Source organism: Flavobacterium sp. (assembly GCF_030146175.1).
Lineage (GTDB): Bacteria > Bacteroidota > Bacteroidia > Flavobacteriales > Flavobacteriaceae > Flavobacterium.
Genome location: NZ_JASLCE010000099.1, coordinates 1 through 14,778, shown reverse-complemented (window position 1 = coordinate 14,778; position 14,778 = coordinate 1). Strand labels below are relative to the sequence as shown.

Annotated in this window: 10 protein-coding genes; 2 read left to right on the top strand and 8 right to left on the bottom strand. The window is 41.4% G+C overall.

Going from position 1 to position 14,778, the window contains the following annotated elements; all coding sequences use genetic code 11:
* The first annotated feature begins 14 nt into the window (after positions 1-14).
* Complete coding sequence (locus tag Q1R07_RS11245; protein WP_300490056.1) at positions 15-1,181, top strand: hypothetical protein; 1,167 nt, start codon at positions 15-17, stop codon at positions 1,179-1,181.
* Positions 1,182-1,198: 17 nt separating this feature from the next.
* Positions 1,199-1,966 (top strand): T9SS type A sorting domain-containing protein, encoded by a 768-nt coding sequence (locus Q1R07_RS11240; RefSeq protein ID WP_300490053.1) that lies wholly within the window; start codon positions 1,199-1,201, stop codon positions 1,964-1,966.
* Between the two features lie 66 nt (positions 1,967-2,032).
* On the opposite strand, the gene Q1R07_RS11235 is transcribed toward Q1R07_RS11240, so the two are convergent.
* From Q1R07_RS11235 to Q1R07_RS11200, 8 genes are all read right to left on the bottom strand, one after another.
* Positions 2,033-2,428: a hypothetical protein gene (locus Q1R07_RS11235; protein WP_300490051.1), complete on the bottom strand. Its 396-nt coding sequence runs from the start codon at positions 2,426-2,428 to the stop codon at positions 2,033-2,035.
* A gap of 3 nt (positions 2,429-2,431) precedes the next feature.
* On the bottom strand, positions 2,432-3,964 hold the full coding sequence (locus tag Q1R07_RS11230) for a hypothetical protein (protein WP_300490048.1): 1,533 nt from the start codon (positions 3,962-3,964) through the stop codon (positions 2,432-2,434).
* A gap of 18 nt (positions 3,965-3,982) precedes the next feature.
* Complete coding sequence (locus Q1R07_RS11225) at positions 3,983-6,427, bottom strand: ankyrin repeat domain-containing protein (RefSeq protein WP_300490045.1); 2,445 nt, start codon at positions 6,425-6,427, stop codon at positions 3,983-3,985.
* A 53-nt stretch (positions 6,428-6,480) separates the two neighbouring features.
* Positions 6,481-8,919 (bottom strand): ankyrin repeat domain-containing protein, encoded by a 2,439-nt coding sequence (locus Q1R07_RS11220; RefSeq protein WP_300490042.1) that lies wholly within the window; start codon positions 8,917-8,919, stop codon positions 6,481-6,483.
* A 101-nt stretch (positions 8,920-9,020) separates the two neighbouring features.
* Complete coding sequence (locus Q1R07_RS11215; protein WP_300490039.1) at positions 9,021-10,604, bottom strand: hypothetical protein; 1,584 nt, start codon at positions 10,602-10,604, stop codon at positions 9,021-9,023.
* A gap of 6 nt (positions 10,605-10,610) precedes the next feature.
* The gene (locus Q1R07_RS11210; RefSeq protein WP_300490036.1) at positions 10,611-12,212 is read right to left on the bottom strand and encodes a hypothetical protein; all 1,602 of its coding nucleotides are present in this window, start codon (positions 12,210-12,212) and stop codon (positions 10,611-10,613) included.
* 6 nt (positions 12,213-12,218) lie between these two features.
* A complete protein-coding gene (locus Q1R07_RS11205) occupies positions 12,219-13,805 on the bottom strand; it encodes a hypothetical protein (RefSeq protein WP_300490033.1) in 1,587 nt (528 codons plus the stop codon).
* 58 nt (positions 13,806-13,863) lie between these two features.
* The coding region (locus Q1R07_RS11200; protein WP_300490030.1) for a hypothetical protein at positions 13,864-14,778 on the bottom strand (915 nt) is incomplete at its 5' end.

The window sequence follows — 14,778 nt, the reverse complement described above, 5'->3', positions numbered from 1 at the left end:
CCTAAAAAAGCGCAATGAAAAAAATAGTACTTTTTAGTGCCATCGCCTGTCTGTTTACCTCGATAACCTCAGCTGCCGATTTATATGTTCGGGAAAACGGAGCCAATGGTGCTTACGCAACCGTGAGTGCCGCAATAACAGCCGCAACAAACGGGGACCGAATCATTATCAAACCCAAAAATGCAAATGCCGCCTATATTGAAAATATAACGATCAATAAGTCGTTGACTTTTGTTTCGGAAACCAATTATCAAAAATACAAACTGCAGGGAACCGTTGTCATAACGCCACTGGCAGGAAGAGTGGTTACCCTTCACAATGCCATTGCAAATAGTGTTACCATTTCCGGTGCTACAACCGGTGGCCGAACCACTTTAAACGTCTTCAATTCTGTTTTGAGTTTCTTAGATGCCGGTCAGGTAAATGCCACTACCAATATTTCCGGATGTACAGTAGATAGTGAAACAATTATATCGCATGGAAGATGTACCGGTAATGCTGTAGGATCGCTGTTTGTAACCCATACGGATGATACCAGTTTGGCTACGGATGACGTTGAAATCATCGCCAATATTGCGAGTTACGGGATTACCAATTACCAAAGAAACTATGCTTTTAAAATTTTAAACAACTTCCTTCCGCAAAGTTCCATCAGCATTTGGGGTGTCAAAAACGGAAGTACCAATGAAATCACCAATAATGTTGCCGATACACGAACCAGCGGCGGAGGTCAATATGGGGAATGTATTACAATCAATCTGTCAACTGGAAATACCGGAAACATTTCGGTATACAATAATGTATTGGCACTTGGCGGTGATTTTCTGATCTACAATTACAACTCGAATGCAACGGTTTCAGCATACTACAACATGTCGCAATCTTCTTTTGTTTTAAATAATGTTGCCAATCAGGGATCGAATACTTCGGGGAATTTCACCATCAATCCCAACAGTCAGAGTGTTAGCGGTGCCAATGTAAACGCTGGTTCTCCGGCAGTGGAATACACCGATTTGGATTTAACACGTAATGATGCCGGTAACGGAGGTGGTTCCAACAGTTGGAGCAATTATTGGCCAGCCGACAGTGGTAACCGAGCACAAATAAATTATTTAAACATACCCAGAAGAATTACAACCGGTACCCAGTTAAATGTATCAGGTTCTGGTTTTTCGAAATAATGTATCGATAAAAAGAGATGAAAAAACGACTTTATATATTGATAGCTTTTTTTGCGGCCAACTTTGTTCAGGGACAAGTATCCATAACACAAGCCGAATATTTTTGGGATACCGATCCGGGATTAGGCAATGGTATCGTAATTGCAGCCGCCGATGGTAACTTTAACAGTGCTTTCGAAAAAATTGCCGCTTCGGGCATCAACCTGCCGAGTGTTGGTTTACACAAATTCAACATCCGTTTTAAAGACAACCAGAATCTATGGGGCTCCACTTTTTCTAGTGTTGTTAATGTCGAAGCTTCGGTAACAGAAGGACTTGTTGAGATTATACAAGGGGAATATTTTTGGGGTACCGATCCAGGTTATGGAAACGGAACACCTATCGTAGCCACTGATGGAAATTTCAATAGTGCCTTCGAAAAATTCCGTGCCAATGGCGTTCCCGTTCCGGGTTCCGTAGGGCTGTATGTTTTTAATATTCGATTAAAAGACAATCAGGGACTTTGGGGTTCTACTTTCAAAAATGTAGTTAGCGTGGAAAACGTTTTAAGTCTTAACGATCCAACTACTTCTAATTTTAACTTCTACCCTAACCCGGCTACCACAACGGTACATTTCGATAAAGAAATAAAACACGTAGATATATTTGACCTAAATGGACGATTTGTTGGGACATCCAGCCATAGCAATTTATTAAATATTGCCGATCTAGCTGCTGGAACTTACATTTTAAAAATAACGACTCCTGATGGTATTTCCTTTACCAAAAAAATGATTAAGCGATAACAATCCCGAATAATTAAGTCAAATAAAAGCCTGTACTAGTAGTACAGGCTTTTTCTATATCATAACTTAGGGTGTGTCTTCCCAACGATTCACATACATTTCCCAAACGCCTTCGCAATACAGTTGATAACGTGCCGGCTGGGTTTCGCCAAATGAAAAAACAAATAGCATATGCAGGTGCGTCACATAATACAACGACAATCCGTTTTGGGAGCGATACTGTACTTCTTCGGTTTCTTCCAAATGCTTAAAAAACGAGCTTACACTTGTAAATCCGGCATCCGAAATAATTTGCTCGTAGGCTTCGTTTTCGATTTCGATTTTTCTTTTGAGTCTGGCGAATGGATTTCGCAAGATTTCCGTCATTGTAAAATTTCGCCCGAAAAAGTAGTGACTTTCGTTATAAAGCGATTCGCCTTCCATTCCGTCGTAAAGCAGTTCGCGGGTTTTAAGTTGTTTCATATCTTAAAATTTATCAAGGCAGATGCGTTTGTCCACAGGTTTCGTTTCGGTATTCGAAATAACCGATTCACAGTAATTAAACGGATCTTCTCCATATTCCGAAACGGAAACAATGTATTCGACAGTTTTATCAAAAGTGTCCGTAAGTAATGGCGCATTCGTAATCCCGCAATCGCGCAGTTTTTCAGCTATCGACGAACGCAAAACGGCCTTAGCAATTGCCGTTAGCAACAAATCGTTGATACGCGCTTCTATGTCTTCAAAATCATCCGAACTCGACTGGATTTCAAAAAACAATTGAAATAAGCTTTTCGAAAACACCTTAAATTTCTCCGACTTGCAATTGCTGTACTCCAACAAACTGTAGTTTTCCCAATCGGCCGGGCTGTATTTTTCCTCGTCTTCGGTTATTCTGAATGAAATGGCAGCATAACGTTCGTGTGGCAGGATATCGTAGGAAATACCATCCACGAATTCCGCGATTTCTGCAATTTGGTCTTTGTGTAATTCAAAAAGTTCAAGCAACGCTTCTTCAAGATCATCCGAAACGTTTGCAAGCGCCTCCGACAGGTATTTTTCGTCTTGTAAAACTTTTGCCGGTTCGGTAAACGTATCCAATTCCCATTGATAACGTCCGTAAAACGGATTATCGATTACAAACGTCTTGGTATAAATTTTATCCTGCGTGTTTTGGGATTCGAGATAGCACGTCACGTCAATATGGAATTCTCTTTCATACAAACGTTCACTTTCTGGTGTTTCCCGAATAATATCCAATAGGTTTTTTGTCCCCGTAACATAGGATCGTATCGGAACGGAAAAGGCAAAATACATCGGTTGAATTACTTCAAAAGGAAATTCTATTTGTTTTACGATATGGTCCTGCTGCCCGAATTGATCCTTTAATTCCATCAGGAAAACTTCAAATTGCACCGCCGGATCGTAAATCGATATCACGAGTTTAACCGTATCGATTGTTCTGGGTTTGTCCAGATCGAGTGCGATTTCAAGATCGAATGTTTCGGTTGTATAGCCTTCCGGATTTCTGCGATCAAAATGATTTTTAAGCGTGATATCGATTTCTTTCCGCGAAGCAAAATTCTCCGTTTGCACGAGATTTTCAAATTTATCGATCTTGCGTAAATTCGGAGCGTAAATAACGGTCAAATCGTTGTTTCCGTAACATTCTATTTCGACTGCGCTATCAAGCCGTAATTCGGTCAAACAGTTAATGTAGCACTTCACGACCGTAGCTTTTGGTGCCTGCAATTCCGCGATTTTGTTTTCACCGCAATGCACACTTTCGGCGTTTTCGAGATGTAGCGATGTCAGTTTATTTTTGTTACATCCAACCGAAATCGCATTGGGAGCAATAAGCGTCCGGAGTTCGTTATTGCGACAAAAAACCTTGAGCGCATTGGTTTCCAGTGCTTTTATTTTAAGCGCACTCGATATCTGAACCGTACCGTCTTCGGTAACAGGGACATCGAATTGCCTTTCAAATATGTCGACGACTTTAGCGTAATAGTTTTCCATTTGAATATTCTTCAGGTATTAGTTTAAAGCCGCTTGAATTTCGGTAATATAGTTTCCGCATTTTTCGATCATCGGCTTACAATCCACTTTTGTCAGGTATTCGTATAGTTCGTTAAGCTCACTCAAACGTCTTGGTGCGCAATCCATTTCCCAAAGATCTAACAAGGCTTTTTCTTCCCATTTGGTAATTTTTTTGCGCCTTTTAAGATTCTTATCGACAAGCCGTTCGATTGGATTGAAATAGGAAAACGAATGCAACGAATGTCCGTGCTTTTGCATCAGTCGCATCTTTTCGATTTGTTCCTCGATCGTGGATTGACTATTTTGGTCCAAACGATCATACAGACTATCCAGAATGCGGTGCATTTCGTCCATTCCACCCAATTTCAGGAAGGTGTCAAACATGGTCACGGAGCCTCTTTTGGCAACCGTAAGGATCGCGGGATAATCGCTGTTATAGCGTGGCATATTGATGTCAAATCCCAAATCGACAAGCTTATACACGACTTCAGGAGTTTGGGCATATTCAAACACATTTTCGGAACCGTAAAACAGATTCAGATCGTTTTTATCCGCTCCGTTTTTGAGCAGTAAATCGATGGCTTCAACCCCATTCCGTTCCGCTCTCACGGCATAATTCAATGCCGAAAGGCCATTCTCATCTTTATAATGCACATCGGCACCCTTTTCCAGAAGGTACTCAATGTACCACAACATACCGCCCTGGCAAGCGGCTTGCAGGTTCGAAGTAAATTGGTACAATTCAGATCCAACGGTCGAAATATCCGCTCCGGCATCAAGTAATGCGCGTACCATTTCATCCGCAAATTCATTTTTCGCGTGTCGGCACACTTTCTGTAACAAAGGTTCGTGTTCATACAACTCATGATTCGGATCGGCTCCGTTTTCGAGCATTAATTTAAGCATGTCAAGATGGACTTGCTGCGGAATATATTCATTAGCGATACGTTCGAGTGCCAGTTTTCCATATTCTTCTTTCAAGGTATCCGGATGAACACCTTTTTTTAGAATTTCCGCAAGCTTGGCCACATCTTTCTTTTTGATCGCATTAATGGCCGCTTCACTATAATCCTGATTTTTGTTTTCATTGTTTTTGACTTCCCGCGCTGCTTCCGTTATTCCTTCTTCGAGGTTATAAGCCGTGTCAAAATTTTTGTAGACGAGCGTAAAACCTTCCTCTAATTTTTTAAAAGCGAATGCTTCCGCTCTATTGTTTTGTTCTTTATGGTAGCCTTTGCTAATGCCGCCAATAACTTTTCCTTTTGCTTCCGCACCGATAGTACCTTCTTTCGCCATCCATCTGCCACCGTCACTCATATAAAGGAAATAATACTGCGACGTTGCCTTGTTCTCAAGATACCAAAGCGGTGCAACAATGAATTCCGGGATTTTAACCAAACTTCCTACTTCGATCGTCTTAAGCATCTCCGGTTCGTTTACAGTGATAGTCATCGTAGCCTGTCGCAATTTTCCACGCGTTTCTTCCGATATCTCGTCAAAAGCCATATATCCACTTTCCTCCCAAAGGTCGGCGTGAGACGTTAAATCGAAATCCGAAACGATATGCGATTTGATATAATGACGTGCCACGGCAGCGTGATCCTTCCAGAAATCGAATACAGTAGCCGCATCTTTCCAGGCTGATGGTGTTTCCGAATGTTCCAAAAGTGAAAAAATGATATTCAGTGAATCGGTATGTGTTCTCGGGAAATCGAGGTCGTATTGTTTGGTTCGATACATTCGTACGGTAAGTGTATCATCGGTCTTATCCAGCACTTTTATCCCACGGAACAAACCAAGCGAATGATAAAAATGCGTATCTAATTTTGGTATCTGAGGCGGTGGAATGATTTGCAATTCGATTGGACGCTCAACATAACCTGTTTGATGTTTCTTCAAAGCGAGTACCATCGGTTTCCGAAGATTGATTTTCTCGCTGTCGATCAAGTCATAAAGCGTTACTCCATCCCGGTTTGGCAGATTCGGATCAGCACCGTTTTCAATCAGATATTCGAGGTTTTCAAGCGACACATAATAGCGGCTTGCGGCGTGTTGTAACAAGGTATATCCCGATTCCGGGTGCCATTGATTCAAATCAATTCCGGCTTTGATCATCGGTCGGAGATAACTACTCACTCCTTTTTGCGGAGAAGCAATCTCGAAAATAATCGGTTCGCGATTCTCAAACACACTTGAAGGGATGTCCGGATTCGCGCCATATTCCAGAAGCATTTTAAAGTTTGAATATTCTTTTCGGGTATAGGCTAACGAAAGAATCGGAACATTAAAATAGGTATTAAAATGATTCGCATCGGCACCGGCGGCCAGAAGTGCTTCAAATACTTCGAGATTCCCAAAAGCATCAAAAAGGTGCTTTCCGTCGGCTTCTAGATTGTGTTTTGTAAGAATGGACTTGGCTTCTTTAAGCGTCATTTTTTCCATAATATTTTGTCTTTTGTGGTCGGATTGTATAAAGTTTTGGATCGTTTCAGTTGTTAATTTAACGCGGCTTGAATGGTTGCAATGCGCTCCTGGCATTTCTCCATCATTGGCTTGCAATTCACTTTTGTCACATACTCGTATAATTCGTTGAGTTTATACATACGCCTTGGAACACAATCCATTTCCCAAAGATCAAGCAGGGCTTTTTCTTCCCATTTGGCAATTTTCTTACGTCGGATAAGATTATCTTCAACCAGTGTTTGGAGCGGATTGTTGTCCGTAATCGAAATCAACGCATATCCCAGGTCATACAGAATACGCAGTTTTTGAATCTGGTTTTCGATGACCGCTTTATCATTCATCCTGAATCGTACCGTGATATTATACAAAATCTGATGCAGTTCGAAAGTTGCACCCCGTTTTAGGAAAGCCTCAAACATTTTCACCGAACCGTATTCGGCGATTTTAAATAGTGCCGGGTATTTGTGACCATTCAGCATATTGATATCGAATCCCATTTCGATCAGCTTTTCAACGGTTTCCAGGGTTCCAGCCCTTTCAAATGCGTTGTCGTAACGATAAAAGGCATAAAGCGAATTCTTGTCGGCTCCGTACTGAAGCAACAAATCGATTATGGCAGTAGCATTTCTTTGTGCCTCCAAAGCATACTGCAACGCGGATCTTTCTTCGTCATTATCTTTATAATTCGGATCGGCTCCGTTTTCGAGCAAGTATTGTACAAACCAAAGCATTCCTCCGCGACAAGCGCACTGTAATGTCGATTGCGCTTCTCTCGATGAAATAACGTTCACATCGGCACCGGCTTCCACAAGACGTCGCACCATTTCATCGGTAATTTCGTTCTTGGAACGTATGGCTATTTTATGGATAAGCGGTACATTATAATTGGCCGTATCAGGATTCGCTCCGGAAGCCAGCAAAAGCTTAAGCATTTCGAGATGAAACGCTTCCGGATAGTAGGCCCCTCCGGTAGCTTCAAGCATGCTGTTTCCATAATTGTCTTTCAGTGTATCCGGATGAACCCCGGTTTTGAGTATCTCGGCCAGTTTTTCAACATCTTTCTGTTTTAACGCTTCAAATGCTGCTTCGCTGTAATCCTGATTTTTATTTTCGTTGATTTTCGCTTCCCTTGCTGCCTCCTCAATTCCTTCTTCAAGGTTGTAAGCCGTATCAAAATTTTTATAGATGAGCTCAAAACCTTCCTCAAATTTCTTTGAAACGAACGCTTCCGCCCGAATGTATTCTTCTTTATAATACCCGCCGCTGGCAATGCCTCCGATGACTTTACCTTTCGCTTCCACACCGATTTCGCCTTCTTTTGCGATCCATCTGCCACCACCACTGATATAAAAAAAGTAATACTGCGAAGTCGTCTTGTTTTCGAGATACCAAAGCGGTGCAACGTTGAATCCCGGGATTTTAGCCCAGCTTCCTACTTCGATCGTTTTGAGCATTTCCGGTTCGGTTACGGTAATCGTCATTGTAGCTTGCTGTAATTTTTCACGCGTTTCTTCAGACATATCGTCGAAAGGTTTATAATTTTTCTCCTCCCATATCTCGGCGTGCATTGTCAGATTAAAATCCGAAACGATATGCGATTGGATATAATGGCGTGCCAAAACAGCATGATTACCCGTGAAATGGAATACCGAAACCGCATCTTTCCATTCCGATGGCGTTTTCGAATGTTCCAGAAGCGCAAAAATGATGCTCAACGAATCGGTATGTGTTCTCGGAAAATCGATGTCGTGTCGTTCGGTACGATACATTCTAACAGTAAGGGTATCATCGGTTTTACCCAGCACTTTTACAACCCGGAACGAACCACGGGGACAAGAAAAATAAGTGTCCCATTCCGGTTTTTGGGGCGGTGCAACTATCTGAAATGCTATCGGACGTTCGACATAACCCGTTTGATGTTTCTTTAAGGCAAGTAAAACCGGTTTATCAAGTTTGATCTTTTCGCTGTCGATCAAGTCGTAAAGCGTTTGTCCATCCTGGTTTGGCAGATTCGGATCAGCACCTTTCGCAATCAGATGTTCTAGGTTTTCAAGCGAAACAAAATACCGGCTTGCGGCGTGTTGCAACAAGGTATATCCCGATTCCGGATGTATTTGATTCAAGTCGATTCCAGCTTTGATCATAAGATAAAGAAAGCCGTCAACCCCTGTTTGTGGACTCGTAATTTCGAAAATAATCGGTTCACGATTCGTAAACACGCTTGAAGGTACATCGGGATTCGCGCCATATTCCAGAAGCAATCCGAAATTTGTATATTCTTGTCGGCTATAGGCCAGTGAAAGTACCGGAACGTTGAACTGGGCCTCAACGTAGTTTGCGTCTGCTCCCGCCACCAGTAATGCTTCCAATAATTCAAAATTGTTAAACGCATCAAAAAGGTGTTTTCCGTCGGCTTCGAGCTTGTGTTTTTTAAGAATGGATTTGGCTTCTTTAAGCGTCATTTTTTCCATAATATTTTATTTTTGGTTGGTCGGATTGTATAAAATCCAGTAATAGTATCAGCAAAGTCCTTTTTGAAAAGCCTGTGGTAATTCCTGTGTCTCCATAACTTTTATTTTCCGAAGGCGATAGCTGTTTTTAATTTCGATTCGAGTTCCTTTCTGGCGATTTTTTTAAGCATCGGTCCAAAAAGCGAATACCATAAATTCCCGTCCTTATCAAAAAAGAGCTCGCTACTACGGTAGGTATTGACGTGTTCGTCCGAAAGGTCTTGTTCGGTGAAATTAAACACATAGCCTTTTTCGAAATTCACGTCGGTAAAAACCAAACGATCCATACCGGCAACAAACCAGATTCCGTTTAAAGCGTCGTCTTTTATTGCGTTATAGAACAAAACTTCTCCTGTGATTTCCTTTAGCTTTTGGCTGATCATTTTTGGTTTTTCGTCGCTTCCCAATTCGAAAACGCCGCTATCCGTTAATAGTAATTGTCTTTCGGCAGAAAGCGCGAAAAACTTTCTTACCTGGCGGTTATTATAATAATACGGCGCGATTTCTTTTTTAAACAGACGGTCCAGACTCATGTTCGTGACCGTAAACGAAGTGTCGACAATGGAAAGCAGATTTTGGCTTCCGAAGAAAATCACCGAACGGTTTGCATTCACATAAATTGTCAAACTATTCGGATTATTCGAATAGATCGAAGTTGTTAGTTTAAGCTCACTATATTTAAAACGTTTTTCCTCTGCTGATTCCTTTTTCGTCATCAAAACACCTTTGTTATCGAGCACCACTTTCCAGAAATCGTCTTCGTAAATATTAACGATTTTGGAAGCGGATTCTGAAATCACGTTAAAGTCCGCGTCGGTGATCAACAGTTTTTTGTCGGTATAAAAACGATACCCTTCGGCCGAACTTTCGATAAATCCGAGCTCACTATCTTTAAGGAAATTCTGCGTTTTATGCTCGGTTTTAAAATCCGACAAATCATAATAACACATCTCTTCCGATCGGGATTGCGGTATAAACACCCGATTTCTAAGCACATCGAAATGGATATCACGGTAGACAAACGGAATCGTTGAACCGCTTTCGCGCGCGATAAAATTCGGAGCATAACTTCCGATTCGATTTCGCCAATAGATACACTTATCCTGGTTTTTATCGAAAGAGCCACTATACCACTTGTTCCATCTTGAATTCACGGTAAAATGACTATAGGCATACGATTCGCTGGTCATACGGGCATCTTTCCACCAAATTGCCGGCATAAAGAAAATCGCACTCGACTCATATTTTTTCTGACTTGTCACCTGGACAATCCAAAGCGGGCAATCCGGGAACGTCGCGAATGGTGGCGATCCGTCGTAGTTGTATTCAAATTTATTGTTGTTGAATCCGATATAATTATGAAGTGCCAGTTCGGCTTCATCGGTAAAAAAAGTACCCGAAACGATGTTTAGATATTCTACCGCGTCACTTCCTACGCTACCACTTTTGTCTACTCGTCCGTAAACGTAATCCACAAAAAGTTCCATACAAACCCATTCTTCAAAGTCGAAACGCGTCAGGAATTCGTGCAGTTCTTTGGTATCTTGTCCGAAATGTCGGGCATAATCAATAATTTCCGGTTTTGAAAGTATCGGTTTTCCGGCAGGTGTATCGTTCCACTGAACGTCAAAAATTTGTGTAGCCATTATTTTTTAGTGCGTTTTATGTTGTTTTGGAGCATAGGCAACTGCCGTTTTTAATTTCGATTCGAGTTCCTTTCTGGCGATTTTTTTAAGTTCCGATCCAAAAAGCGAATACCATAAATTCCCATCCCGATCCAAAAAGAGCTCGCTCCAACGGTAATCATTGAAATACTTGTATGCAAGGTCTTGTTCGGTAAAATTAAACACATAACCTTTTTCGAAATTCATGTCGGTAAAAACCAAACGATCTATACCGGCAACAAACCAGATTCCGTTTAAAGCGTCGTCTTTTAGCGCACTGTAAAACAAAACTTCACCGGTGATTTCCTTCAGTTTTTGGCTGATCATTTTTGGTTTTTCGTCTTTTCCAAGCTCGAAAACCCCGTTGTTGGTCAGTAGTAATTGTCTTTCGGCAGAAAGCGCAAAAAGCTGTCTTTTTTGGCCATTATCGTAATAATAGGGCGCGATTTCTTTTTTAAACAAACTGTCCAAATTCATGTTCGTAACCGTAAACGAAGTGTCGACAATGGAAAGCAGATTTTGGCTTCCGAAGAAAATTACCGAACGGTTCGCATTTACATAAATCGTCAAGTCATCCGGATTGTTCGAAAAGGCCGATGTCGTTAGTTTAAGTTCGCTATATTTAAAGCGTTTTTCGTCTCCCGATTCTTTTTTTGTCATCAAAACACCTTTGTTATCGAGCACTACTTTCCAGAAATCGTCTTCGTAAATATTGACCACTTTGGAAGCCGATTCTGAAATCACGTTAAAATCCGCATCAGTGATCAACAGTTTTGTTTCGGTATAAAAACGGTACCCGTCAGTCGAACTTTCGATAAATCCGTTTGCGCTATCTTTAAGGAAATTCTGCGTTGTATGTTCGGTTTTAAAATCCGACAAATCGTAATAACACATCTCTTCTGTTCGCATTTTTTGTATCAGCAGTCGATTTCTAAAGGGATCGAAATGAACGACACCTTGGTTGAACGGAATCGTTGCACCGTTTTCGCGCGCGATAAAATTCGGGGAATAACTTCCAATTCGGTTTCGCCAGTACATATTCTGATGCTGGTTTTTCCCGAAAGGATCATTATACCATTGGTTCCATGGCGAATTCACGGTAAAATGATTGTCGGCATACGATTCGCTGGTCATATTTGCATCTTTCCACCAAATTGCCGGCATAAAGAAAATTGCACTCGACGACTGTTTTTCCTGACTTGTAATCTGGATAATCCAAAGCGGACAATCCGGGAACGTAGCAAATGTAGGCGATTCGTCGTAGTTGTATTCAAATCTATTCTTGTTGTATCCGACATAATTATGAAGCGCGAGTTCGGCTTCTTCGGTAAAAAAAGTACCCGAAACAATACTTAGATATTGCACGGCATCACTTCCCACTTCACCGCTTTTAGTCGATTTTCCGTAGATGTAGTCTACAAAAAGTTCCATGCAAACCCACTCTTCAAAGTCAAAACGCGACAAAAATTCGTGCAGTTCGTTGGTGTCTTGTCCGAAATGCCGAACATACGCGACAATTTCCGGTTTGGATACTATAAACTTTCCCGCGGGTGTATTGTCCCAATCCAGTTCGTAAATTTGTGTAGCCATATTTTTTTAGAGTGTTTGAAGTTGTTTTGGAGCATAGGCAACCGCCGTTTTCAGCTTGTTTTCTAATTCCTTTCGGTTGATTTTATAAAGTGTATTGCGATAGAACGAAGTCCATAGATTTTGTTCGTTATCGAAATAGAGTTGTGCATAATAATTATCGCTTCGATGCGGATCGGAAAATTGTTCGGTAAAATTAAACACGTAGCCTTTTTCGAAATTTTCATCCGTAAAAACCAGTCGGTCATTGGTTGTGACAAACCAGATTCCACCTAACGCTTCGTCTTTGATACCGTTGTAAAAAACCGCTTCGCCTGTGATTTCAGTAAGCTTCGGATTAAAATATTCGAGTGTTCCGTTGGCATTTACCATCATGACACCTTCGTGTGTAAAGAACAGTCGTCGGTTTTTGGAAAGTTCGAGCGATTTGTTTCTAATGAAACAATCATAAAAATAGGCCGGGATTTCTTTTTTGAAATGTTTGCTCGGTGAAATGGTAGTGGCGTTGAAATCTTTGTCGATCGTAATAAAATTACGACTTTCGAAAAAACAAACAGTGTTATCGTCTGTTGCCCAAATCGAAAGCTCGGTACTGTTATTTCCGCCAATATTATTGCTTAAGTTAACTTCGCTGTATTTAAAACGTCTTTCTTCATTTGTCTCTTTCCGGGTCATCACGATACCTTTTGTATCGAGATAAACACTCCAGTAATCGTTTTCAAACGAATTATAAACGTTGGTTTTTGTCTTGGAAATTTTGTTGAATTGCTTGTCGGTGATCAGCAGACTTCCTTTTTGTCCGAAATGGTATTCTTCCGGTGTGATCAAAAAATAGCCATTATGCGAATCCACCAGATAACCCTTTGCTTCGTGTCGGATTTCCGGATGGGTAAGATCGTGGAAATACATGTTTTCGGACGCTCTGATATCGTAATACACGATGCGGTTATGCCATTTGTCGAAAACGGGAAGTCCCAATCCAAATTCAATTTTGGTTCCTTCGCGTTCGATAAAATTCGGTGTATACGAACCGATCCTATTACGCCAATAGCGAATCGGGCGCTCGCTTGTTGTAAAATCACCATACCATTTGTGATGATCACCAACAGTATATTTCTCATATCCATAGGAATCGTCACGCATCTGTGCGTCTTTCCAGAAAACGGCTGGCATAAAAAACAGACAGTCGGCATAGTGTTGTTCCTTTTTTACGACCTGGACAATCCAAAGCGGACAATCGTCGAAAACCTGGAACGACGTGCGATTGTTTTCCGGATACATAAAACGTTCCTTACCGACATATTCCTGTAGTTTTGCTTCACCTTCTTTCGAAAGAAAGGTCGTTGCAATAAGCCCGAGATAGGCTACGGCATCACTACCCACAGCGCCGTTCTTGTCGGAATGTTTGCCGTAAACATAATCAAAAGCAATTCGCATGCATTTCCATTCGTCAAAATCGAAACGTGTCAGAAATTCATTAAGTTCCGGTGTCGCCTGTCCAAAATGACGGCAATAGTCGCTTATTTCTTGTTTGGTCAATATTGATTTTTCCGGGACAGCGTCGTTCCACTGCACCTCATACATTTGTGTAGCCATGGTAATTGGGTTGGTTAAGTCCTCCGAAAACAATTCGGAAATAGGATTGTTTTATCGTTTATTCAACGCCAGCCGGTTTTGGACTTTTTCGAAGCCATTCGCCGTCGTCGTTGATTCTGTAAAATACTTTTCTTCTGAATTTTAGGGTAAATTCCGGTAACACAAAATCGGTTTCGCCCCAAGCCGTTCTGGCTATAGTTGGTGAGAACCAGAAGAATTCCGTAAGGTCGTAGAGATACGATTGGAAGATGTCAAAATAAATACTGATTCCATTATTAAGATTCAGATAGAACATAAATGCCTTAAGCGCATCGCTGCTTTCGAGTTTGAAATGTGTTTTTTCGAACATCAGTTTTTCACACTTATGATTCGCGAGCAAAGTGCTTATTTCTCCGAACCAACTGCCACCATACACCTTCGCTTCGGCCAACATTCCGGCTTTGACTTTTTGGGCAGCGGAATGATATACCTCGCGCAGCTCCATTTCGTTTTCGGTAGCTTCCATTTGTGCTTTAAACTCGTGAATGTCCAGATGACTCATCACCAGACTTCCGATAAAATCGACAACAGTCCGGCATTCTTCTTCATACATACGCCCTAGCGAGATCACATTTTCGGCAAAATGCCAATCGTTAAACAGCTCGACTTCCTTGCGCGACAATGCGGCTTTTTCGAAACTTTCGATACCGGCGTCTTTTCCGACTCTATTTTTGATCAATTGCCCATAGCGTTTTTCGGCTTTTGCCTTAAATTCCGGATTCGCTTCCAAAGCTTCCAAAGCTTTTTCGATTTTGGCTTCGCTAAACGATTCCAGAAATTCGTAAATATTCTCGATTTTGGATGCATCCAACGTCAAATCTTCGTTGATTTCATATAATTCCGTCACGCCCGGAATTGCCGGTGACGTTTTGATGATCACATCCGTTTCGGAAATCATTACATATACAAATTTGAGTTTTCCGTCGAGTGCATG

Coding starts and splice junctions, on each gene's coding strand:
- Q1R07_RS11220 (WP_300490042.1), bottom strand. CDS start 8,919: ATGGAAAAAATGACGCTTAAAGAAGCCAAATCCATTCTTAAAAAACAC.
- Q1R07_RS11235 (WP_300490051.1), bottom strand. CDS start 2,428: ATGAAACAACTTAAAACCCGCGAACTGCTTTACGACGGAATGGAAGGC.
- Q1R07_RS11205 (WP_300490033.1), bottom strand. CDS start 13,805: ATGGCTACACAAATGTATGAGGTGCAGTGGAACGACGCTGTCCCGGAA.
- Q1R07_RS11240 (WP_300490053.1), top strand. CDS start 1,199: ATGAAAAAACGACTTTATATATTGATAGCTTTTTTTGCGGCCAACTTT.
- Q1R07_RS11215 (WP_300490039.1), bottom strand. CDS start 10,604: ATGGCTACACAAATTTTTGACGTTCAGTGGAACGATACACCTGCCGGA.
- Q1R07_RS11230 (WP_300490048.1), bottom strand. CDS start 3,964: ATGGAAAACTATTACGCTAAAGTCGTCGACATATTTGAAAGGCAATTC.
- Q1R07_RS11245 (WP_300490056.1), top strand. CDS start 15: ATGAAAAAAATAGTACTTTTTAGTGCCATCGCCTGTCTGTTTACCTCG.
- Q1R07_RS11225 (WP_300490045.1), bottom strand. CDS start 6,427: ATGGAAAAAATGACGCTTAAAGAAGCCAAGTCCATTCTTACAAAACAC.
- Q1R07_RS11210 (WP_300490036.1), bottom strand. CDS start 12,212: ATGGCTACACAAATTTACGAACTGGATTGGGACAATACACCCGCGGGA.